At 59.2% G+C, this 22,748-nt stretch carries 24 protein-coding genes; 20 read left to right on the top strand and 4 right to left on the bottom strand.

The annotated features are described in order from the left end of the window. Positions 1-68: 68 nt before the first annotated feature. Positions 69-233 carry a hypothetical protein gene (locus D3871_RS30410; RefSeq protein ID WP_158598079.1) on the bottom strand — a complete coding sequence of 55 codons (165 nt, stop codon included), beginning with the start codon at positions 231-233 and terminating at the stop codon, positions 69-71. 782 nt (positions 234-1,015) lie between these two features. Between D3871_RS30410 and D3871_RS26710 the strand changes: the two genes are divergently transcribed. From D3871_RS26710 to D3871_RS26805, 20 genes are all read left to right on the top strand, one after another. Further along, on the top strand, positions 1,016-1,804 hold the full coding sequence (locus D3871_RS26710; protein WP_119772109.1) for an ABC transporter ATP-binding protein: 789 nt from the start codon (positions 1,016-1,018) through the stop codon (positions 1,802-1,804). Positions 1,805-1,842: 38 nt separating this feature from the next. Next, a complete protein-coding gene (locus D3871_RS26715) occupies positions 1,843-2,829 on the top strand; it encodes an ABC transporter substrate-binding protein (protein ID WP_119772110.1) in 987 nt (328 codons plus the stop codon). Beyond that, complete coding sequence (locus D3871_RS26720) at positions 2,829-3,668, top strand: ABC transporter permease (RefSeq protein WP_119772111.1); 840 nt, start codon at positions 2,829-2,831, stop codon at positions 3,666-3,668. The genes D3871_RS26715 and D3871_RS26720 overlap by 1 nt, the downstream gene beginning before the upstream one ends. A 7-nt stretch (positions 3,669-3,675) precedes the next feature. Then, the gene (locus D3871_RS26725) at positions 3,676-4,446 is read left to right on the top strand and encodes an SDR family oxidoreductase (RefSeq protein ID WP_119772112.1); all 771 of its coding nucleotides are present in this window, start codon (positions 3,676-3,678) and stop codon (positions 4,444-4,446) included. Positions 4,447-4,466: 20 nt separating this feature from the next. After that, on the top strand, positions 4,467-5,006 hold the full coding sequence (locus D3871_RS26730; RefSeq protein ID WP_119772113.1) for a cupin domain-containing protein: 540 nt from the start codon (positions 4,467-4,469) through the stop codon (positions 5,004-5,006). Position 5,007: 1 nt separating this feature from the next. Further along, positions 5,008-5,892 carry an alpha/beta fold hydrolase gene (locus tag D3871_RS26735; protein WP_119772114.1) on the top strand — a complete coding sequence of 295 codons (885 nt, stop codon included), beginning with the start codon at positions 5,008-5,010 and terminating at the stop codon, positions 5,890-5,892. Continuing rightward, entirely contained in the window at positions 5,885-6,718 is an 834-nt protein-coding gene (locus D3871_RS26740; protein WP_119772115.1) for an IclR family transcriptional regulator, read from the top strand. Before D3871_RS26735 ends, D3871_RS26740 begins: the two co-directional genes overlap by 8 nt. A gap of 5 nt (positions 6,719-6,723) precedes the next feature. Further along, a complete protein-coding gene (locus D3871_RS26745; RefSeq protein ID WP_119772116.1) occupies positions 6,724-7,527 on the top strand; it encodes an SDR family oxidoreductase in 804 nt (267 codons plus the stop codon). Beyond that, positions 7,520-9,202 (top strand): thiamine pyrophosphate-binding protein, encoded by a 1,683-nt coding sequence (locus D3871_RS26750; protein ID WP_119772117.1) that lies wholly within the window; start codon positions 7,520-7,522, stop codon positions 9,200-9,202. The genes D3871_RS26745 and D3871_RS26750 overlap by 8 nt, the downstream gene beginning before the upstream one ends. Positions 9,203-9,215: 13 nt before the next feature. Further along, complete coding sequence (locus D3871_RS26755; RefSeq protein ID WP_119772118.1) at positions 9,216-10,022, top strand: aspartate dehydrogenase; 807 nt, start codon at positions 9,216-9,218, stop codon at positions 10,020-10,022. A 22-nt stretch (positions 10,023-10,044) separates the two neighbouring features. Next, complete coding sequence (locus D3871_RS26760; RefSeq protein ID WP_119772119.1) at positions 10,045-11,520, top strand: aldehyde dehydrogenase; 1,476 nt, start codon at positions 10,045-10,047, stop codon at positions 11,518-11,520. 24 nt (positions 11,521-11,544) lie between these two features. After that, complete coding sequence (locus tag D3871_RS26765) at positions 11,545-12,510, top strand: VOC family protein (RefSeq protein ID WP_119772120.1); 966 nt, start codon at positions 11,545-11,547, stop codon at positions 12,508-12,510. Positions 12,511-12,523: 13 nt separating this feature from the next. Continuing rightward, on the top strand, positions 12,524-12,850 hold the full coding sequence (locus tag D3871_RS26770) for a hypothetical protein (RefSeq protein WP_119772121.1): 327 nt from the start codon (positions 12,524-12,526) through the stop codon (positions 12,848-12,850). Then, complete coding sequence (locus D3871_RS26775) at positions 12,847-13,074, top strand: recombinase-like helix-turn-helix domain-containing protein (protein WP_199724938.1); 228 nt, start codon at positions 12,847-12,849, stop codon at positions 13,072-13,074. The genes D3871_RS26770 and D3871_RS26775 overlap by 4 nt, the downstream gene beginning before the upstream one ends. Positions 13,075-13,095: 21 nt before the next feature. Beyond that, positions 13,096-14,121, top strand: a complete 1,026-nt coding sequence (locus D3871_RS26780; protein WP_119772122.1) for an aromatic ring-hydroxylating oxygenase subunit alpha — start codon at positions 13,096-13,098, stop codon at positions 14,119-14,121. Then, a complete protein-coding gene (locus D3871_RS26785) occupies positions 14,118-14,540 on the top strand; it encodes a RidA family protein (protein ID WP_119772123.1) in 423 nt (140 codons plus the stop codon). Before D3871_RS26780 ends, D3871_RS26785 begins: the two co-directional genes overlap by 4 nt. Before the next feature lie 14 nt (positions 14,541-14,554). Continuing rightward, complete coding sequence (locus D3871_RS26790) at positions 14,555-15,508, top strand: PDR/VanB family oxidoreductase (RefSeq protein ID WP_119772124.1); 954 nt, start codon at positions 14,555-14,557, stop codon at positions 15,506-15,508. 237 nt (positions 15,509-15,745) lie between these two features. Next, positions 15,746-16,810 carry a porin gene (locus D3871_RS26795; RefSeq protein ID WP_199724939.1) on the top strand — a complete coding sequence of 355 codons (1,065 nt, stop codon included), beginning with the start codon at positions 15,746-15,748 and terminating at the stop codon, positions 16,808-16,810. Between the two features lie 75 nt (positions 16,811-16,885). After that, positions 16,886-18,433: a methyl-accepting chemotaxis protein gene (locus D3871_RS31475; protein ID WP_274381787.1), complete on the top strand. Its 1,548-nt coding sequence runs from the start codon at positions 16,886-16,888 to the stop codon at positions 18,431-18,433. A gap of 78 nt (positions 18,434-18,511) precedes the next feature. Next, positions 18,512-19,306: an FRG domain-containing protein gene (locus D3871_RS26805; protein WP_119772125.1), complete on the top strand. Its 795-nt coding sequence runs from the start codon at positions 18,512-18,514 to the stop codon at positions 19,304-19,306. A 34-nt stretch (positions 19,307-19,340) separates the two neighbouring features. Here D3871_RS26805 and D3871_RS26810 read toward each other — a convergent pair whose 3' ends face one another. Genes D3871_RS26810 through D3871_RS26820 form a run of 3 tightly spaced genes read right to left on the bottom strand, consistent with a single transcriptional unit; the run spans position 19,341 to position 22,607 of the window. Further along, positions 19,341-20,444 (bottom strand): porin, encoded by a 1,104-nt coding sequence (locus D3871_RS26810; protein WP_158598080.1) that lies wholly within the window; start codon positions 20,442-20,444, stop codon positions 19,341-19,343. Between the two features lie 32 nt (positions 20,445-20,476). Next, the gene (locus D3871_RS26815; RefSeq protein WP_119772127.1) at positions 20,477-21,403 is read right to left on the bottom strand and encodes an MBL fold metallo-hydrolase; all 927 of its coding nucleotides are present in this window, start codon (positions 21,401-21,403) and stop codon (positions 20,477-20,479) included. A gap of 40 nt (positions 21,404-21,443) precedes the next feature. Continuing rightward, on the bottom strand, positions 21,444-22,607 hold the full coding sequence (locus D3871_RS26820; RefSeq protein WP_119772128.1) for an FAD-dependent monooxygenase: 1,164 nt from the start codon (positions 22,605-22,607) through the stop codon (positions 21,444-21,446). Positions 22,608-22,748 lie beyond the last annotated feature (141 nt).

The following is a 22,748-nucleotide window of genomic DNA, read 5'->3' on the forward strand; positions in this document are numbered from 1 at the left end:
CGCGGCCGAATGGCGCGATCACGCGCAACATGTAAATCGGCAGCAGAGCCGGGCGTGTTCGATCATTCCTAGTCCTTCCACAACACCGCCAGCGCGCTGTGCCATTTTTCTCCGCTGCGGCCGGTCACCGTGATGTTGATGGCCTCGCGCTCCCAGCAGATAACCTTGTAGATTCCAATGTTGGTCCCCGGTTTGTGGATCTTGACCTTATGACTGAAGAGTGGTTTCGCCAAACAGCTGTGCGATCTTCTGGACCGATTTGACCTGACGCCATCGACCGTGTACATCATGCTATTGATAGGTATGAAACCAGCGCAGGCCATCTAACCCGCCGGCTAGTTCGCCGAAACGTTCGAGCGAGCTAGACTGAATGACCGCAATGGGTCGTTCTCTGCCGGCCGCCCAGTTTAGGGCAATGACCGAAGTTGAGCACGTTGTTGACGAGGCTCATGAGCACCGGTCTAATGGCTGACCGTGTCGAACCAACTGCGGACGAATACCGGAATACGCAATTACTGCCTTCGGTGAGGCGGTGACGCCAAGCAGTCGATCAGGATGTTCCACGAACAAGTACCGCCACAATCAACCTTCAGCCGCTTGCCTGTCAGAGGCGGCTCCCTCTACACCACACCGAGCGCCCGCTGACCGCCGAAGGCTCATGCCGTCCGATGCCTTGCGCGGTCTCTTCGACTACGGCTATTGATCCACGCACTCTCCCTCGGCCTTAAGGCCGTCGAAACGGCCCGTAGTTGCGCTTTAACCTATCAAAGTGCACTACATTCCATCTATTTGTTCCATATATAAAACAACGGTTCAAATAAAGAACAAAATGGGCTGGTATTCCAAAAAATATCTGGTATATTTCAAGCGAATGACAGCCCATATATAAATCTTTGTTTTATATATGGAACAAAAGCAGTGCCGATGTCAGTGTGCCGGGTAAGCATGCTGATTGGACATGAAAGGCATGCAGTCTCCGCCGGACGCATGTGGGTATAACCGACTCAGAGGCATCATGATCGAAATCGAATTCCGCAATGTCGGCAAAAGCTTTATCGACCGACAAACATCCGAGCCGCGCGCTGCGGTGAGCAACCTGAACATCTCCATCCGCAGCGGGGAGGTGGTTTCGATCATCGGGCCGTCCGGCTGCGGCAAAAGTACGCTGCTCAACATGGGCGCTGGCCTGTATCTGCCGACGACGGGCGAGGTCTATATCGGCGGCGAACGCGTGACCAAGCCGGTGCGCAAGGTTGCCTTCATGTTGCAGAAGGATTTGTTGATGCCGTGGCGTACCATCCGCGCCAACGTTTCGCTAGGCCTCGAAATCGACGGCGTCGCTGCGTCCGAACGCAAGCGTGTTGCCGATGCATTGCTGGCGAAATGCCATCTCAAAGGTTTTGAAGAACACTTTCCTTATCAGCTATCGGGCGGCATGCGCCAGCGCGCGGCGCTGGCCCGCACCTTGGCCGTCGATCCGCAGGTGCTGCTGCTGGACGAGCCATTCTCTGCACTGGATGCGCAGACAAAAATGGTGCTGCAGCAGGACCTTGCCAAAATGGTTTACGAAAAGCGCAAGACCGCTCTCTTCATTACCCACGATCTGGTCGAGGCAATCGCCTTGTCCGACCGCCTGCTTGTCATGAGCGAGCGACCGGGAACCATTATTGAAGAAATCGAAGTCAATCTCCCGTTCCGTGATAACCCGCTCGAACGTCGCAAACTGCCTGAAATCGGTCCGCTGCAAGGCCGTTTGATGGAGCTGCTCAAAGTCGGCAAGGAAGAAGCCGCAGCACTGCACTAAGCACGCAACCCAACTGATCAACCAGGAGTGAAATGAGTATGAATAAACTTCTCGCATCTCTTTGCTGCAAGGTGGTATTCGCGGCCGCAGCAATTGTCCCGATCTACGCGCAAGCCGCAATCGAGGAAGTGACTTACCTGTTGCCGGCACCCCCGAACTCGCCCGCCTTCGCACCATGGATGATCGCGCAGCAGAAGGGCTATTACACCGATGAAAATCTGAAGATCAATTTCGTGACCGCCAAGGGCGGCGTTGACGTTGCCAAGCAGATCGGTGCCGGCAATGCCGTCATCGGCGGCGCGATCGGCGACACGCCGATCATCGTGCGAGCCAACGGCGTACCGGTAAAGGCCATTGCAGTCCTCGGTGCCGGATCGCTGACCATGGTCGGCGTGCACCAGAACGAAGGCATCAAATCGCTGCAAGACCTGAAGGGCAAGACCATCACGGTGATGTCGTATACCGACACCACTTACTATGCGTTGCTGGGCAACCTGAAGACCATTGGCCTGACCAAGAACGATGCGTCGATCCAGGCCGCCGGTCCTTCCGGCGTCTGGCAGATCTTTGCCGGCGGCAAGGCGGCGGCGCTGGCCGGCGTACCCGACTGGATCGTCAGCGCCAGCGATGCCGGCGCCAAAGTCGATCTGATCGAAACCACCGGCTTCAAGAGCATGGCACAGGCCATCCTCGCTTCCGATGAAACGATCCAGAAAAACCCGGAACTGCTGAAGCGCCTGGTACGCGCAACGCTGCGCGGGATGGAAGACATCATGAAAGACCCGAAGGCAGCAACAGCCGCCTACATCGAGGCGGTGCCCTCCTTCAAAGGCAAGGAAGCAAGCGTCGAGCAGATCTTCAATCTGTATCGCAAGCACGTCTATGCAAATCAGCAACCGCTCGGCCAGATCGATGCGGCGCGCATGGAAAACGTGCAAAAGTTTTATGTCAGTGAAGGCATCGTCTCCAAGGCGACGCCGGTCAAGGATTTGTTCACCAATCAATTTGTCGGAACAGCTCGATAATGGACACCGCAACTACGGCACCTAAGCTTGCCATGCCTCAGCCACCGAAACACCGTCGTGTGCTCAGCGAAAAAACCCGTACTGTCGCCGGCAGCCTGATGGTGCTGGTCGTATTCCTGGCAGCGTGGCAATGGGGTCCTGGCCTGCTCGGCATGCCGGAATTCATTCTGCCCAACTTCACCCGGGTTCTGCAGGAATCGGTGGTGATGTGGAACAACAGCAATTTGCTTGGCCATTTTGGCATCACCGCATTGGAAGTCGTGATCGGTTTTGCTCTCGGCTCCTTGCTCGGCCTTGCCGTTGGCGTCGCGCTCGGTCTGTCGCCGCGCGCGGAAGCGATGCTGTCGCCCTACATCCTGGCTTTGCAGATTGCGCCGAAAGTCGCATTTGCGCCGCTGTTCGTGATGTGGCTGGGTTACACCATCTATCCAAAGATCCTGGTCGCGGTCTTGATCGTCTTCTTCCCGGTGATGATCAATGTGCTGTCGGCAGTGCGCACCGTCGATCCGGACATGGTCAACCTCGTGCGTACGCTGAATGCAACCCGCTGGCAGATTTTCCATCTGGTCGAGTTCCGTTCGGCGATGCCGGCTTTGTTTTCCGGGCTGCGCATTGCGTCGACCCTGGCGGTCATCGGCGTGACCGTTGGCGAACTCGTCGGCGGCAACAAAGGGCTCGGTTATCTGCTGGTCGACGGCGAGGGGCAGGGCAATACGGCAGCGGTATTTGTCGCTATCTGCGCACTGACCCTGATCGGTATCGTGACCTATGGCGCAGTGGTCTGGGCCGAGCGCCGCGTGCTGCACTATCTGCCCAAAGTCAATACGAGCACGGTGTAAGGGAGCAATGACAATGTCTTCTACTAATCAGCTTCTGGCGGGACGGCGGGTGCTGGTCACCGGTGCGGCTCGCGGCTTGGGACTGAGCTTTGCGACAGCCATCGCCGAAGCCGGCGCATCGGTGGCGATGGCCGATATTCTTGAGGATAGCTTGAATGAGAGCGTAGCTGTTTTGAAGAGGCGCGGTTTCGACGTGCACGGCTGCAAGCTCGACCTGGCGGATCCGATATCGATCGATGCCTGTGTGAAGAATGTAGTTGAACGCCTCGGTGGCCTGGATGGACTGGTCAACAATGCTGCGGTGACCAACTCTGGCGGCCGCAGCTCGGAGCAACTCGACATTGCCATGTGGGACAAGGTCATGACAGTCAATGTGCGCGGTACCTGGCTGATGACCAATGCCTGCCTCCCGGCCTTGCGCGAGTCCGGTCGCGGCAGCATTGTCAATCTGTCTTCCGACACACCGCTGTGGGGAGCGCCGAATCTGCTGGCCTATGTGGCGAGCAAGGGCGCAATCATCGGCATGACACGTTCGCTGGCGCGCGAGGTCGGGAACGACAACATTACCGTGAATGCGGTGGCACCCGGATTGACGCTGGTGGAAGCGACCGAATATGTGCCCGAACACCGTCATCGTACCTATCACGATGGACGGGCGCTGCAGCGCAATCAATTACCCGACGACGTATCGGGCGCCGTGGTGTTCGCACTGTCCGATCTTTCCCGCTTTATCACGGGGCAACTTCTTGCCGTCAATGGCGGCTTTGTGATGAATTAATTGAATCTTAGGAGCTAAGGATGAGCGATATGGCAGAACAGCAGAAGATGAAGCGTAGCTGGGATCAACCGGAGGGCGCCAGTTTTTCCGATTGGATGGATAGCCGCGTTGCGCGTTTTTCGACACGCCAGTACGACTGGAATGCGCTGAAGTTTCAGGCCGACTATGACCCGAAATACCGCCGGGCGCAAATGCGTTATATCGGCACCGGCGGCACCGGCGTCGCTACGGATTCCAATACCATTCCATCCGAACACTTTACGTTTTCGACCATGATCATTCCGGCCGGCCATGAAGGTCCGTCGCATCTGCATATCGACGTCGAAGAAGTGTTTTTCGTCATGCGCGGCAAAATCAAGCTGGTGCTAGAAAAAGATGGTGAACGTTATGAAACCATTCTGACCGATCGCGACGTCGTCTCGGTTCCGCCGGGCGTCTATCGCGAGGAAATCAATATTGGCGAAGAAGATGCGCTGATGTGCGTCATGCTCGGTTCGAAAAAACCGGTGACGCCGACCTATCCTCCCGAGAGCCCACTCGCGAAAATCAAGCGTGGCTGAAATGACGACTGCCAGCACATCCTCTGCCCGCTCCGCCGATCTGCAGGAATCGCTGTTCCTGCTGAACCAGCGATTCCCCGAGCGCGCCGTTGAAGTGAACGGCAGCGTCGTTTCATATCGGACCTGCGGCAGCGGGCCGGCGATCGTGTTACTGCATGGGATCGGGTCCGGCGCCGCATCGTGGCTGCCCTGCGCACTGCGCCTGGCCGAAGAAGCCACGGTGATTGCGTGGAATGCGCCGGGTTACGGCGCTTCATCGATGTTGTCCAGCCAGTCTCCAACCGGAACGGAGTACGCCGCGCGGCTTGAGCAATTGCTCGCGGCATTGGGTATCGAGCAATGCGTGCTGGTCGGCCATTCGCTGGGAGCCATCATGGCGGCGGCGTATGTTGCTTCGGGCACGACACGCATCTCGCGCCTGGTGTTGATCAGCCCGGCACAGGGCTACGGCAGCGAAGAAAAGCGTGCGCGCGGCGAAGCGGTGGCGCAGGAGCGGATGACGGCATTGCAGACGCTGGGCATCGCCGGCATGGCGGAGCACCGCTCGCGCCGCATGCTGTCGGAAAATGCGAGCGATGCGCAGCGCGCATGGGTGCGCTGGAATATGCAGCAGTTGCATCCGGAGGGATACACGCAAGCCGTGCATCTATTGTGTGGCGATGATATTTACCGCTACGCGCGGCGCGGCATGCCGGGCGCTGTATATTGCGGCAGCGCCGATGCCATTACCACGCCGCAAGACAGCAGGGAGCTGGCACGGGAAATCGAATTGCCATTCGCGCTGATCGACGGTGCAGGCCATGCCTGCTACGTCGAGCAAGCCGACGCGGTGGCATCGGCCATCCTCGAGAACTCAACGTCCAATCAAATACAACATCATGAATAAAGCAGAGCTACCAGAAGAAGAGTCGCAAGAAAAATATTCCGTACCAGGGCTGGAGCGCGGTTTGCGCCTGCTGTGCGAGTTCAACCGCCAGGACAAGACCCTGTCCGCACCGGAACTGGCACGCCGTCTCAGTGTTCCGCGTTCGACGGTATTTCGCCTGCTTACCACGCTGGAGCGCATGGGTTTTGTCGAGCGCACCGAAGGCGGCCGCGACTACCGGCTTGGCATGGCAGTGCTGCGTCTCGGGTTTGAATATCTGGCATCGCTGGAACTGACTGAAATCGGCCGTCCCTTGCTCGACCGGCTGCGTGATGAAATCGGTTATTCCTGCAATCTGGTGGTGCGCGACGGCAGGTCGATAGTCTATGTGGCCAAGTCGGTCACACCGACCGCATTCGCCAGTTCCGTGACCGTGGGGACTCGCTTGCCGGCACACGCCACCGTGCTTGGACGCGTGCTGCTGGAAGACCTGTCACTGGCTGAGCTGCGCAAGATTTATCCGGAAGGACAGCTGGAAGTCTTTTCCGAAAACACACCGAAGACCGTTGTCGACCTCTTCAATATGGTTCAGCAGGACCGCGAGCGCGGTTATGTCCTGCAAGAAGGCTTCTTCGAGCGCGGCATTTCGACGGTCGCCGCACCGGTGCGTGACCATACCGGCAACGTGGTGGCGGCGCTGGGCGCAACCATCCCGGCTCCGCATATCGATGCCGACAAGCTTGAAGTCATCGTGCGCCGGGTCCGTGAAACCGCAAGCGAATTGTCGCGCTTGCTTGACCATGCGCCGGAACGTTCGGGCAAGGTTGTCAACATGTGGCAAGGATAAGCAAGATGCAACTGATTCATCTCGACGGCAAGGTGGCCGTCGTCACAGGAGGCTCTTCCGGCATCGGTCTGGCGACGGTCGAGCTGTTGCTTGAAGCCGGCGCCGCGGTGGCCTTCTGCGGGCGCGACGCCGAACGCCTCGCAACGGTCGAGCACCGTTTGCGTGACCGTTTTCCGCAGGCGCGCCTGCTGTCGGCGGTGTGCGACGTTCTTGTGCCGGAACAGGTTAAGGCCTTCGCCGCCAGGGTTGAACAGGAACTTGGCACGGTCGGGATGCTGATCAATAACGCAGGCCAGGGCCGCGTCTCGACCTTTGCCGATACCGAAGACGCGGCCTGGGTGGAAGAACTGCAATTGAAATTCTTCTCGATCATTCATCCCACGCGCGCCTTCCTGCCTCAGTTGCAAAAGGCTGCCGATGCAACCGTCGTGTGCGTCAATTCCCTGCTCGCGGTACAACCCGAGCCGCACATGGTGGCAACCTCCGCCGCGCGCGCCGGCGTGCACAATCTGGTGCGCTCGCTGGCGACTGAATTCAGCCCTCATGGAATCCGCGTGAACGGCATTCTGATCGGCCTGGTCGAGTCCGGCCAATGGCGCCGACGTTACGACGCGCGCAGCGAGGAAGAGCGCGACCTTTCATGGCAGCAGTGGACGGCCAGACTGGCGCAAAGAAAACAGATTCAACTCGGCCGTCTTGGCCTACCAGAGGAAGCGGCACGCGCCATCGTGTTCCTCGCAACACCGCTTTCTTCGTACACAACAGGCAGCCACATCGATGTTTCAGGAGGACTATCCCGCCATGCCTAAGCAAAACAAAGTTACCGTCGGCTGCGCCATCGCAGCTTTTCTCGAGCAATGCAATGTCAAGGCTGCGTTCGGTGTGATTTCCATTCACAACATGCCGATCCTCGACGCCTTCGGCGAGCGCGGCAAGATCCGATTCATTCCGGCGCGCGGCGAAGCCGGCGGCGCCAACATGGCCGATGCCTATGCGCGTACGACCGGCGGGCTGGGCGTCTGCCTGACCAGTACCGGCACCGCCGCTGGCAACGCTTCCGGCGCCATGGTCGAGGCATTGACCGCCGGTACACCGATGCTGCACCTGACCGGCCAGATCGAGACGCCGTACCTCGACCAGAGCCTGTCATACATCCATGAAGCACCGGATCAGCTGGCGATGCTCAAGGCCGTGTCAAAGGCGGCGTTCCGCATCCGTAGCATCGACACTGCGATCAGCACCGTGAAACTGGCCGTACAGACCGCTCTGACGCCGCCCATGGGTCCGGTCAGCGTAGAAATCCCCATCGATATCCAGGCCGCGCTGATTGATATGCCGGCCGATTTGCGTCCGCTGCCGATTGCTTGTCAGGAACCTTCGGCGCATGCCCTTGACGAATTGGCTGCACGCTTGATGAAGGCCAAACGGCCGATGTTGTGGCTGGGCGGTGGCACACGCGGCGCCGGCGCACAAGTCAAGCGCCTGATGGACATGGGCATTGGCGTGGTAACGACAACACAAGGCCGGGGCGTGGTGCCGGAAGACGATGCGCGTTCGCTCGGCGCCTTCAATCTGCACAAGCCGGTGGAAAATTTTTATCAGACCTGCGATGCGATGGTCGTCGTCGGCTCCCGCCTGCGCGGTAATGAAACCTTGAAGTACGAGCTGAAGCTTCCGCGTCCGCTGCTGCGTATCGATGTCGACCCTGCCGCCGAAGGCCGCTGCTACCAGAGCGACTACTTCGTATGCGGCGACGCGGCGCTGGCACTGCAAGGCTTGGCCGATCGACTGGAAGGCAAGATGCAGATCGACCCATCCTTCATCGGCGACTTGCAGAAGGCGCGCGACACCGCCGTCGCCGGCCTGATCGACGGCCTGGGCCCATATAGCGCCTTGGTGGCGAAGCTGCAGGAAGCGGCCGGCCGCAGCTTCAATTGGGTACGCGACGTTACCGTATCGAACAGCACCTGGGGCAATCGCTTCCTGCGCATATTCGATCCGACAGCCGGCGTGCATGCATTGGGAGGTGGCATAGGTCAGGGCCTGGCAATGGCGATCGGCGCTGCAGTCGGCGCGGCCGAGACGGCGTCCCGGAAAAAGACCTTCTGCCTCGCCGGTGACGGCGGTTTCATCCTGAACCTGGGTGAGCTGGCGACCGCGGTGCAGGAACGTGCAGACATGGTGATCGTCTTGATGAATGACAAGGGCTATGGCGTCATCAAAAATATTCAGGATGTGCAGTACGGTGGCCGCCGCCATTACGTCGATCTGCATACGCCGGATTATGCGCTGCTGTCGAAGTCGCTGAGCCTGCGTCATGCACGCATCAGCAACCTGGCCGATGTGGAAACCGGCTTGCGCACTGCGTTGTCCGAACCGGGTCCTTTCCTGCTCGAAATCGACATGCTGTCTATCGGTAGCTTCAAGACTGCGTTTGCCGGGCCGCCGGTCAAGGTCGAGGAAGCTGCGGCTGCTGTGGTCTAAAAAGGAAAAAGCCATGTTGCACGTATCGATGATTGGTTGCGGCGCCATTGGCGTCGGTGTAATGGAATTGCTCAAGAGTGATCCTGAAGTGAGCTTCGATCTGGTGATCGTGCCGGAGGCCGGGCTCGACGCGGCGCGTCCGGTAGTGTCATCGCTGGCACCGCAGGCACGCGTCGCAGCCCGTCTCGATGATGATGGCGTGCGGCCCGACCTGCTGATCGAATGCGCAGGCCATCGTGCAATTGAAGAGCACATCTTGCCGGCATTGGCGAGGGGAATCCCCTGCATGGTGGTATCGGTCGGTGCCTTGTCCGAGCCAGGCCTGGCGGAACGGCTGGAAGCGGCGGCAAGGCAAGGCAAGACACAGGTGCAATTATTGTCCGGCGCCATCGGCGCCATCGATGCGCTGTCGGCTGCAAAGATCGGCGGTCTCGATTCCGTCATCTACACCGGCCGCAAGCCGCCGCAGGCATGGAAGGATACGCCGGCCGAAGCCTTGTTCGCGCTCGACAGCCTGGAGACGGCCACGGTCATTTTCGAAGGCACCGCACGCCAGGCTGCGCGCCTGTACCCGAAGAACGCGAATGTCGCAGCCACGTTGTCGCTGGCAGGTCTCGGCATGGACCACACGCAGGTGCGCCTGCTGGCCGATCCGGGTGTGACAGAGAACGTGCATCACGTGGAAGCCAAAGGCGCGTTCGGCGGTTTCGAACTGACCATGCGCGGCAAACCGCTTGCCGCCAATCCTAAAACCTCTGCGTTGACGGTATTCAGCGTGGTGCGTGCGCTGGGTAACCGCGCCCATGCGCTTGCAATCTGAGTCATACGACATAAAGGCAGACATGAACCTGAGTGAAACACTTCCTATCTGCATCGCCGGCAACTGGCGCGTGGGCCAGGGCGATCGGTATGCAAGCCTCTACCCGGCTACCGGCGAGCCGGTGGCTTACCTGAATGCCGCCAATCTCGACGATGTGGAAGAAGCGATCCAGGGCGCGGACAAAGCGTTCCGTACCAGCGGCTGGGCACAAAAGAAGCCGCATGAACGCGCTACCGTGCTGTACCGGGTTGCACAGCTGATTCGCGAGCGCGGCGAAGAGCTGGCACAGCGCCAGCGCCTCGACAACGGCAAGCCGATCAGCGAAACGCGCAATCTGGTCGGCAGCGCCGCTGCGACATTCCAGTTCTTTGCAGCGGCTTGCGAGACGCTCGAAGAAACCATTACCCCTATGCGCGGCGACAACCTCACGATGAGCGTGTACGAGCCCATGGGCGTAGTAGCCGCGATTACACCGTGGAATTCCCCGATCGCCAGTGAAGCGCAAAAAATGGCGCCGGCGCTTGCCGCAGGCAATGCAGTCGTGGTCAAGCCGGCCGAAGTTACTCCGCTGATGGCGCTGGAGCTGGCAAGGATTTGCGAAGAAGCCGGCGTGCCAAAAGGCTTGATCAGCGTGTTGCCTGGCAAAGGTTCGGTGATCGGCGACGCCATCACGTTGCATCCGCTGGTGCGTCGCGTGTCGTTTACCGGCGGCACGACTACCGGCAAGCATATCGCGCATATCGCCGCCGACAAGATGATGCCGGTATCGCTGGAATTGGGCGGCAAGTCGCCGACCATGGTGTTTGAAGACGCCGACCTCGACCATGCGGTGGCCGGCGTGTTGTACGGGATTTTCAGTTCATCGGGCGAATCGTGCATCGCCGGCTCGCGGCTGTTTGTCGCGCACGGCATTTACGATGCGTTCATGGAGCGCCTTGCCGCCGGCGCGGCCGCGCTGCGCGTCGGCGATCCGGCCGACGAGCGTACGCAACTTGGCCCATTGATCACGGCGCGTCATCGCGAATCGATCGAAGCTTACGTGGCGCTGGGCGTGGAAGAGGGCGGCCGCTTGCGTACCGGCGGCATGCGTCCGCAAGGCGCGGCCTTCGAGCGCGGCTACTACTACACGCCGACCATCATCGAAGGCGTACGCAACGATCAGCGCATCTGCCAGGAAGAGATTTTCGGGCCGGTACTGGTGGCGATGCCGTTCAGCGATGAAAACGATCTGATCGAACAGGCTAACGATAGCGTCTATGCGCTGGCCGCCGGCATCTGGACGCGCGATTACAAGAAAGCCTGGCGTTTCGCCCGCGCCGTGCAGGCCGGCAATGTATGGATCAACACCTACAAGCAGTTTTCGATCTCGACCCCGTTCGGCGGCTGGCGCGACAGCGGCCTCGGACGCGAAAAGGGTCGTCTCGGCATTCTGCAATACATGGAACAGAAGAGCCTCTACTGGGGCATGAATGAACAACCGTTGCCCTGGGCGAACTGAGCCTGCCGGGTGAGGAGAAATGCAATGGATGTATTAGGTATCGATGAAATCACCTACGGCGCGGATGATCTGCCGCTCTGCAAGACGTTCTTCGCCGATTGGGGCATGACGCTTGCCGAAGAAAACGAAGGCTTGCTGGTGTATGAAACGCAAAACGGTTGCCGCGTGGTGGTCAAGCGCAGTGACGCCGCCGACCTGCCGCCGGCAATCGAGCCGGGCCCGACGCTGCGTGAAGTCGTGTGGGGCGTCTCGGCACCCGAAGTGCTGGAACGCTTTGCGGCCCGCATCGCCGATGCACCGGGTTATGTGAATACCGGCGACCGGCTCGGCTGCACCGATCCCAATGGCCTGGCTGTGCGTTTTCAAGTCACGCGCAAACGTGAAATCGACGTCGAATGCGCGGCAATGAATACCTGGTCGCACCGGCCGCGCGTCAATCAGCGCAGCCCGGCCTACGAGAACGCCGCACCGATCGAAGTCGGTCACGTGGTGTTCTTCGTGAAGGATGTGAATGCCTGCGAAGAGTTCTACTGCAAGAACTTCGGTTTCGTCCCCTCCGACCGCTACCCGGGCCGCGGCGCCTTCCTGCGCTGCGCGGCCGAAGGCGGCCACCATGACCTGTTCCTGCTGCAGACGCCGGAACGCCGCGCCGGCCTGAACCATGTGGCCTTCACGGTGCGCGACATTCATGAAGTGTTTGGCGGCGGCATGCATATGGCGCGCAAGGGTTGGGACACGCAGCTCGGCCCGGGCCGGCATCCGATTTCGTCCGCTTACTTCTGGTATTTCCGCAATCCGGCGGGCGGCCTGATCGAATACTACGCCGACGAGGACCAGCTCGATGCCGAGTGGGAAGCAAGGGAGTTCGAGCCTGGTCCGACCGTGTTCGCCGAATGGGCAATCGAAGGCGGCATCGACGGCAACACCCGTCGCCAGCGCAATGCCGATGCCCCGAGCGGCAAGTTCCTGACCGATAAACCGAAGCACTGAACCGGAATCAAGCATGCCGAACGAAGCGAACACCATGCTGCTGACCGTGATCCTGAAGCATGACCAGTCGAAAAACCTGGATGCGATCCAGGAACACATGAAGCAGGTCGACTGGTGGGAACGTTTTCCGGTGGAAGGCACGCGCGTCGTCTCATGGACGGTGGCGATGGGCCTGGGCCAGATCGTCACGCTGGAACTGGCGCCGGAACTGCTGCCGCTGGTGAACGTGGAACTCGAGCGTTCGGCATGGGGCGTATTCCGTACCGAGTGCTATCCGACTTACGACTTTGTACCCGTGCGCGAGCGTATTCGCGAGCGCGTTAGAAATGGAGGTAAATGATGCAAGAGCTCTATCTCAATCCCCACCAGGCGCGCCGTCGTCAGCCTACCGCCTACGAAGATTTGCTGGGCGACTCGATTGAACGCGCCTACGCGGCAGGCGTACATGACCTGGCCGGTCTGGTGGCACACCTGAACCGCACCGGTCCGAATTGTCCGGCCGGCGGCGTATGGACTGAAGACTCGTACCGGGCAGAGATCGCGCGTCTGGCCGCCGAGTGCTGATTATTTGAGAAGGATAGTGTGATGAGAACGAATGCAAATGATCCGGTTGACGCAGTGCTCGCCGTTGGTTTGAAAGATCTGTGGTATCCGATGTGCCCATCCAGCTTCGTCGCCGAGCGTCCGGTGTCGCTGCGCCGCCTCGGTCGCAAGTTTGTGCTGTGGCGTGAAGCGTCCGGTGTGCTGCATGCGCTGGAAGATCATTGCCCGCACCGCGGCGCACCGCTGTCTCTGGGTATCGCGCTCGGCGACCGTATCGCCTGCGGCTACCACGGCGTGCAGGTACGTGCCGATGGTGTGGTGATGAGCGTGCCCGGCAGCCCCGGCTGCAAGCTGGAAGGCGCAAAGGCCACCCGTTCGTATCACGTACGTGAAGCAGCAGGCGCCATCTTCCTGTACAACTCCAGCGTCGACATCACCGATCCGCCGCCGCTGAATCTGCCGACCGAATTGACCGACGACGTGCACTCGCATTTCTTGTGCTACACCGAATGGAAAGGCGATTACCGCTACGTGCTCGACAATGTGATGGACCCGATGCACGGCACTTTCCTGCACAAGCAGTCGCACTCGATGGCCGAAGGCGATTCGACCGCTGCTTTCCGCGTGCGTGAAACCGATACCGGTTTCGTATTCGAGAAGGAAGGCCAGCGCGGCGTCAACTTCGACTGGACCGAGTGGGCCGACACAGGCCTGCACTGGATGCGTCTCGAGATTCCGTATCCGAAGACCGGCGGCCCCGGCGGCAACTTCATCATCATCGGCAGCTACACGCCGATTTCCGAAAACGTCTCGGCCGTGTTTCACTGGCGTTGCCGCAAGGTCGATGGCTGGCAGCGCGACACCTGGCGTTTCCTGTACCAGAATCGGCTCGAAGCGCGGCACTGGGCAGTGCTTGAACAGGACCGTGCGATCCTGGAAATGATGGAGCCGGACGCCAACCAGCGCGAGATGCTGTATCAGCATGATATGGGCATCGTCCGCCTGCGCCGCCACTTGCGCAACCTGGCCAAGGCGCAGCTTGAAGCCGGTGCGGAGAAGGCAGCATGAGAGAGCGGGTTCCGGTCCGGCATGTGAAGACCGATGAGGTCGCTGAATTGCCGATCGCGACGTGGTCGAATTGCCTGGTAGTCGGCAATGAAATTGCACTGTCCGGCATGACTGCGCATCCGGCTTCACGTCAAGCCGAACTCGGAACTTACGATCAGACGATGACGGTGCTGAAAAAAATCCGCGCGCTGGTCGAAGCGGCCGGCGGCGGTATCGAAAACATTTACAAGCTTGTCATTTACGTCACGGATATCGCCGACAAGGACGAAGTGGGACGGGCACGGCGCGACTTCTTTCAGGCGCCGTACCCCTGTTCGACGCTGATCGGCGTCAGCGGCCTGGTGTTCCCGGAACTGAAAGTCGAGATCGATGCATTCGCGCGGCTCGACATTGATCTGCGCACTGCCGTGCAATCTTAATTTGAGTAGTCATCATGAATACCAGCGCCCTTATCTCCGTCCGCGTCCAAGCGATGCGCTTTGAAGCCGCCGGCATCGTCAGCGTTGAACTGGTGTCGCCGCAAGGCGGCGAGCTGCCCGCATTCGAGGCCGGCGCGCATGTCGACCTGCATCTGCCCAACGGCATCGTGCGCAGCTATTCGCTGCTGAATTCGCCGCAGGAGCGCCATCGCTATGTCGTCGGCGTGCTGAACGACCGCAACAGCCGCGGCGGATCGCGTTATGTGCATGAACAATTGCGTGTCGGCGCGACGATTCCGATTTCGGCGCCCCGCAATAATTTTCCGCTCGATGAGTCGGCAGCGCATTCGGTCCTGATCGCCGGCGGTATCGGCATCACGCCGATTTCATGCATGTTCAGCCGCCTGCGCAGTCTTGGCAAACCGGCGGAGCTGCTGTATTGCGCACGCTCACGCACGGAGGCGGCGTTCTGCGACGAGTTGCTGGCGCAGGACGGCGTGCAGGCGCATTTCGACCAGGACAAGAGCGGGCCGCCCGACCTGCGCAGCTACCTCGCCAGCAAGCCGAAAGACGCGCATTTTTATTGCTGCGGACCGACACCCATGCTGAATGCGTTTGAAAGCATTTGCGAAGAACTCGGCTTGCCGAACGTGCATATCGAACGTTTCGCAGCGACCGAACAGGTCGAAGCAGTACAGGGCAGCGACTATGTCGCCTATCTGGAGCGCACAAAGAAATCGATTACGGTGCCGGCCGGGAAGTCCTTGCTGGATGCCCTGCTCGAAGCAGGAATGGATGTCGACCACAGCTGCCGCGAAGGCGTCTGCGGCGCCTGCGAAACCAAAGTGCTCGACGGGATTCCCGAGCACCGGGACGGCGTATTGAGCAAAGCCGAACGCGCGAGCAACAAGACCATGATGGTATGCGTGTCCGGATGCCGGGGACAAAGACTGGTGCTGGATTTGTAAGCAGCGAGCGCTTCAGGAAACACCCGATTCGAATCGGGTTTTTTTGAACCTGATGAAAATTTCGAAACGTTGTTTTATAGGTGAAACGAGATGGCGATCACTCGTTTCCCGATGACTTGCTTTTGCCGGGATCGGCGTTATGCGATGCATGTGCCATGAGGTATGCCGTCCACACGCAATGCGCATGTGGATACAACAAAGCGGCGTTTGCCGTGTTTTTCAACGAAGGGGAGTGAGATGAAGAAGGTTCTGATTGCCGTAGCAGCAACCGGCTTGACCGCCGGTGCATTCGCGCAAAGCAATGTAACGATCTACGGCAGCATGGATGCCGGCGTTGCGTACATCAACAACATTGGCGGCAACTCGGCTGTGCGTCTTGATCAGGGTACGATGCAACCGGACCGCATCGGCTTTCGCGGCGTCGAAGATTTGGGTGGCGGATTGAAAGCCAACTTCCAGCTTGAGACAGGCTTCTTTGTCGACACCGGCGCAATGACGAACGCTGGACGATTGTTCAACCGGGCCAGCACGGTTGGCCTGTCCGGCAATTTTGGCGCAGTCACCCTCGGCAACATGCCTGACATCGTGTTCGATTACGCAGGCAAGCTCAGCAACGGCTTCCAGCTCACCAATTTTTACCTGTTCCATCCGGGTAACCTCGATACGCTGGCCAATACCTACCAGTTTAATAATGCAATCCGCTATACCTCGCCGACGTTTTCCGGCCTGACGGTCAGCGGTATGGTCGGTTTGGGCGAAGTGGCCGGCGACAGCGGCCGAGGCCGCAATGTGAGCGCCGGCGCGAATTACGTGCAGGGTCCGCTGCGCCTGGCCCTGGCGTACTCGAAGCAGAACGATCGCCCTGCAGGTTTCGCAGGCACCTTCCTCGGCAGCCTCGGCCTCGGCAATGGCGGAACGGTGTTCGACAGCCTGACCACTATCGCGGCCGGCGCCGGCTATGCCATCGGCAACGTTCGCATGCACGCGTTGTACACGCAAAGCAAGATCGAACTGCCGACCATCAGCCCCACCCAGAAGAACGTGGACATCGGCACCAGCTGGCGCTATACCCCGGCCAATGCGCTGAATGTCGGTTATTCGCATTCCAGGCTTGAAGGCGCACGCTATAACCAGATCAGCGTCGGCAATGCGTACTCACTGTCCAAGCGCACGGAAATCTACGCACAGGCGGCTTACCAGCGCGCAGGCGGCACCGCACGCTTCGCCATCCAGAACAATACGGGCGTGTCGAGCAGCGATAGTCAATTGGTGACGACGGTCGGCGTGCACCATTCCTTCTAACCAGCTTGCGGACCGGTGTCCCCGGTCCGCAATCATGGCTGTCTGTAGAATTTATCAACGCGGATGGAGTCTGGCATGATGGCTAACCTGAAGATAGGAAAGCGGCTTGCACTGGGATTCGGCGTACTGGTCCTGTTAGTGGCCGGCATCGCGGCGCTCGGTGTGCAAAGCCTTGGCGTACTCCACGAGAGCACCGATACGATTGTCAAGAATCGCTATCCGCAAGTCGTTCTCGCCACGAATGTCTTGTTGCAGGTTGGCGAAAATGCGACGTCGATGCGCAACATGCTTTTGCTCGACGACCGCGAAAAACTCAACAGCGAAATCAATGCGATTCAGATCGGCGAAAAAAGTATTGCCGACAACCTCGCCAAACTGGAACCATTACTGTCAAGCGCACCTGGCAAGAAAGCATTTCAGGACATACTTCAGCTGCGCAGCAGTTACCAGGTCCGTCAGGCCGAATTCATGAAACTCGCGGCAACCGGCGGCACGCTGGATGCCACGGCACTGATGCTGGGTCCGCTGAAAGTCGACCAGCAAAATTATGTCAACCGTATCAAAGCCTTTATCGACGGCGGCGGCCGCATCATGGAAAAGAGCGGTGAAGAGGCTGCAACGCAATACCGGCATAAGGCGGCCACGATCCTGGCGTTGAGCGCGGTCGCCGTGCTGCTTGCATGCGCCTTCGCCTATCGGATCGCAAGGTCGATCACGGTGCCGGTCGTTCATGCGGTGACGGTCGCCAGAGCGGTAGCGGCCGGCAATCTGACCAGCACGATCGAAGTCCGTACGCGCGACGAGACCGGTCAACTGATGCAGGCCCTCCACGACATGAACGCCAGTCTGCAAAAAATCGTTCGCGAAGTACGTTCAGGCACCGAAACCATTGCCAGCGCATCCAGTGAAATTGCGACCGGCAACATGGACTTGTCGAGACGTACCGAACAGCAAGCCGGCTCGGTGGAAGAAACCAGTTCGACGATGGAAGAACTTACCGTCACTGTTGGCCGGAATGCAGACCATGCGTATGAAGCGAACCGTCTTGCAGCCGCGGCGTCCGACGTGGCTGCCAACAGCAGCAAGGTCGTGTCGGAAGTCGTCGCAACGATGAGCGCAATTGATGAGTCGTCGAAGAAAATCGTCGATATCATCAGCGTCATCAATGGCATCGCGTTTCAAACCAACATTCTTGCATTGAATGCCGCGGTTGAAGCGGCGCGCGCAGGCGAGCAAGGGCGCGGCTTTGCGGTCGTCGCGGGAGAAGTACGTAACCTCGCCCAGCGATCCGCCGCGGCCGCCAAGGAAATCAAGGCCCTGATCGACAATTCGGCCAGCAATGTCAGCCACGGCAGCAAGCTGGTCGAGCAGGCAGGGAGGACCATGCATCGGGTAGTGGACAGCGTCGGCACGCTGAGCGGCATCGTCAGCGAAATCTCCGCCGCGAGCAAAGAGCAAAGTGCCGGCCTGGGCCAAATCAATCGTGCCATCATGGATATGGACCAGACCACGCAGCAGAATGCCGCACTGGTGGAGCAAGCCGCTGCGGCTGCGCAATCGCTGCAGAACCAGGCCGCGCATCTGGCGCAACTGGTCAGTGTATTCAAGCTGCAGCCGAAATAGAATGAAACACGCTGGCGGATACTGTCGGACCGCCAGCGATGCCAACAATGCCAACAATGCCAACAAAAGGGCCGCTACTTGGAAGAACTTCGTGTTTCAAGCTGGAATGAATTTGTTGCATTGAATGCCCAACTCGATGGGTGGGCATTCCGTGGCCAGCAGGACGCGCGCTGGGCGCTGATCAGTTCGCTCTCGCGCTATCTCGAGGCGTTCATTCCGGAACGGCCCACCTGGCGCATACGTGAAGAGCGGGCGATCCGCATCTTCAAACGCAAGGCGCACAACTATCTGACCAACCCGGCAGTTCTGGACAACGACCTGCGATGCCTCGCGCTGATGCAGCATCACGGCGCGCCGACGCGCTTGCTCGACTTTACCAAGTCTCCTTTCGTTGCTGCCTTCTTCGCGATGGAAAGTGCGGTCACCGATGCAGCGGTCTTTGCGCTGAACACGCCGAAATTGTGGAATGCGACACCGGTCAACAATTCGCTGCTGGATCGGGAATACATCGATCCGCGCACTGAAGGCAATTTCGAGCGCTATTTCCTGCGAAACGATCATCAGATCCTCTGGATCGGCGAGCCGACCGAGATGGACCAGCGGCTGGTCGCACAGTCCGGCACGATGGTCGTGCCAGGCGTCCTCGATAAATCGCTTGACGAGATCCTCTGCGAGTACCCGGAGAAGGATTCGCTGATCAAGAAAATCGTCTTGCCTCATTCGATTCGCGAAGAGGCGATGAAAGCGCTATATCGCATGAACATCACCAATGCGACGCTATTCCCGGATCTCGACGGATTGGCGCGGTCGATCCGGGTTGAGCTCGAAATCATCTGGCCGGGACCGGCGGGTGGTATGTCACTCGGCTATTAATACCGCGAGGATGCCGCATGATAGGGGCTCGTCATCAGAACAAGTGATGCACACCTATGCGAATCGCCGACTGGCGTTGGCCTGTTGCGTAACCGAACGAATTGACTGCGGCGACCGTACCCGTGCCGGATGCGCGCTGGTGGAGGGCCTGTGCATACACAGCAGTTCTTTTGGAAAGCGAATACACATTATTGAGCGTCAGCTGGTCCCAGCTCATGTCATTGAGCGAGGTATGGGCGACGCCCAGATTAAGCGAGTTGGCCGGAGTGATCCGGTAATTGACACCGAGTTCGCTGCTCTTCATGGTCGCGGTTGCCGCTGCGACACTGATATCGGTTTGCACATGCAGCGCATGCAGTAAAGCCGGGCCCATGGCGTAACTGCCGCTGACTGCAACACTGCGAACCTTGTCGGTTGCCAGCGCTGAATAGACCGGAGCCTGGGCAGAGCCCGAAATCAGCGTGCGTCCGAGCAGTGTCCTGATGCCGGTGGTTTGGCCAAGCGTGAGACTGCGATTATTGCTGTCGCTGAGGGCAGCGGCAATCTTGAAAGGCCCGGCGGCATAATTCGCCCCCAGGCTGAACGCGCGGTTCCTTGCCGAGTCGCCGCTTTGTTCTCCCAGTGCATACATCGCACCCAGTGTCACTCCTGATATTGGTGCACTGACCAGTTTGACAGCATTGTCATAGGCGCCGGCGTTGGTAAGGTCGTCGATATTACCCGGGTGGAAAGCATAGAAGCTGCCGAGTAAAAAACCGTTGCTGTACTTGCCGACCATATCGAACATGAAATTGTTCTGGCGGCCGAAAGTCAGCGTGCCAAAATTATTTCCAATGCCTACGTAGGCGCCGCGATTGAAGAGTTTGGCGGGATTTAATTGCGCTCCGGTGTCGGTCACATAACCATTCTCGAGCTGGAACACGGTTTTGACGCCGCCGCCGAGGTCTTCGCTGCCGCGTATGCCGATCCGGTCCGGTTGTCGGTTGCCGCTGTCGACACGCGTCAGCTTGGTGCCAGCGACGTTGCTGATATGCGTGACACCGGAGTCGATGCTGCCATAAATAGTCATGCTGCCTTGCGCATGGACGTTAAAGATCCAGACCGCGAATGTCGCGGCAAGCAATGTTTTTTTCATCATGTCTCCTCTGGTTTTTTGGTGGCGGCGTCGCTTCATTCGCTCGCTTTGGTGGTGCTGACCTTGATCTGTTCGCCGATCTCGAATGTCATCAGGTCCTCGCCGATGGTCAGCGGGCCGGCATAGGTCTTTCTGGTGCGCTGTTCGAGCTGAGCTTCTGATACGCCGAACAGGACAATGTGCGAATACACGGCCATGCGCGGTGCCGTCTCCAAAAATACCTTGCCGGCCATTTCAGGCTCGGTATGGATGCCGACGACATTGCGAACCATGGGAGAAGTGCGCATCAGCTCGTCCGATCCGGCGGCGACTTCATGTACCAGCAGGTCGACGCCCTTGGCGTGCTTTACGAGGGACTCGGAATACCTGGTGTCGCCGGACAGGATGACGCTGCGGCCCTTGTAGTCGATACGAAAACCGAATGCGGGTTTGACCGGACCGTGATCGACCTCGAACGCGGTAATGGTGACATCGTCTTTTTGATATACCACGCCTTCGGTGAACTCGGTGGTTTCCACTTTTGATCCAGCGTTCTGATCGAGCCGGATCTTGATGTCATAGTCGAAAGACTTGACCATATGTTCCATCATATGGCGAGTGCCGGCTGGCCCCCATACCTTGAGCGGAACCTTACGCCCACGCAGCCAACCGGTCAGGTACAGATCGGGAATGCCGATGGTATGGTCGGAATGCAGGTGCGTCAGGAACAGCTTGTCGGCTTCCGCGAACGGTATGCCTAGCGTATGCAGCCGCTGTATCGGTCCGCGTCCTGCATCGAAAATGAACTTCTGTTGGCCTGCCTCGACCAGTATCGAGGGACCGAAGCGTAGCGTTGCCGGAAGCGGGCTGCCGGTGCCCAGCAGGTGCACACGCAGATCGGCGGAGATCTTCTCCTGCGCCGCGACGGCGCTGAAATGGATCAGGACCAGCAGACTGGCGGCCAGGGTTTTGATGAAAGACATTTCGATGCTCCTGTATTGAAGGCGCGGATTGCTGACTGCTTCAAGTCATGCTTGTGCATTCCGGCGCGGCTTCGCGTACCGGCACTGTCCAGGCGTCATAGGCATATACCCAGTCGGCATTCCCGCCCTCCCGCAGCCAGTTGTTGCCGCGAGAACCGATCTGGATCTTGGCTGCGCGCTCCATGCGCAGAGACTCGTAGTGACGCAGCGCATCTGCGACCTCCGACGGCTGTCGTACATGCTGCAACGCGCGCGAGAGAACCACCGCATCTTCGATCGACATGCCTGCGCCCTGTGCCATGAACGGCATCATCGGATGGCAGGCGTCGCCCAGCAGCGCCATATTGCCCTTGGCCCACGCAGGCATCGGATCGCGCTCATACAAAGCGGTCTTCAAGACTTCATCGCAGGCGTCGAGCAGCGCGCGTGCGTCCGGGTGGAAATGCGCATAACTGTCACGCAATTCCTGGACACTGCCTTGCGTAGTCCAGGATTCGAGGTGCCAGCTTTCCTGCGCGGTGGTGGCAAAGATGAAAATGTCTTTGCCGCGATTCAACGGGAAGGTCACGATCTGGCTTTGCGGATTGGGACCCCACCATTTGGTGAACGCCTGGAGGTTCGGCACGTCGGCGACGCGTTCGGCCGGTACCACTGCACGGAACGCCACGACGCCGGTAAAGCGAGGTTTTTCCTGGCCGAACATTGCAGTGCGCACCGCCGAGTGAATACCGTCGGCGCCAATCAATACGTCGACCTGGTCTGAACTGCCGTCGTTAAATTCGATGGCGATACCGTTCGCGTCCTCGCGTAGCGCTTGCGCGTGCCTGCCAAACCGCACGCGCTCCGCCGGGAATACCTCAGCCAGTGCCGCAAGCAAGTCCGCGCGATGGATCGTCAATTGCGGCGCGCCGTACTTTTTCTCGGCGGTGTCTGCCATTTCCAGCCTGGAGGTTTCTTCGCCCGTATCCCAGGTGCGGCTGATGCGATGCGTGGGTCGCGCCGCCGTCCGGCGCAAGCCTTCGCCGATGTCCAGTGTGTCCAGCGCGCGCACCGCGTTTGGCGTGAGGTTAATGTCTGCGCCCACACGCAGAAACTGTTTCGATTGCTCGAACACGCGCACATCGTGCCCCATCTTATGCAGCGCAATCGCAGCGGTCAGACCGCCAATGCCTGCCCCGACAATACCGATTTTTAGCGAACCCATGATGTTGTCCTATTGAAAGATATGAAATGCCGGCTGGAGACTGATCGCGCCTTGACGAGCCTGCTTGAACTTGAATATAGCAGCATTTCTTCGATTTGAATACTTTTTGAACTATATGTTCAAAAATGAACAACGAGCGGT

This window comes from Noviherbaspirillum saxi (assembly GCF_003591035.1).
GTDB classification, from domain to species: Bacteria; Pseudomonadota; Gammaproteobacteria; order Burkholderiales; family Burkholderiaceae_D; genus Noviherbaspirillum; species Noviherbaspirillum saxi.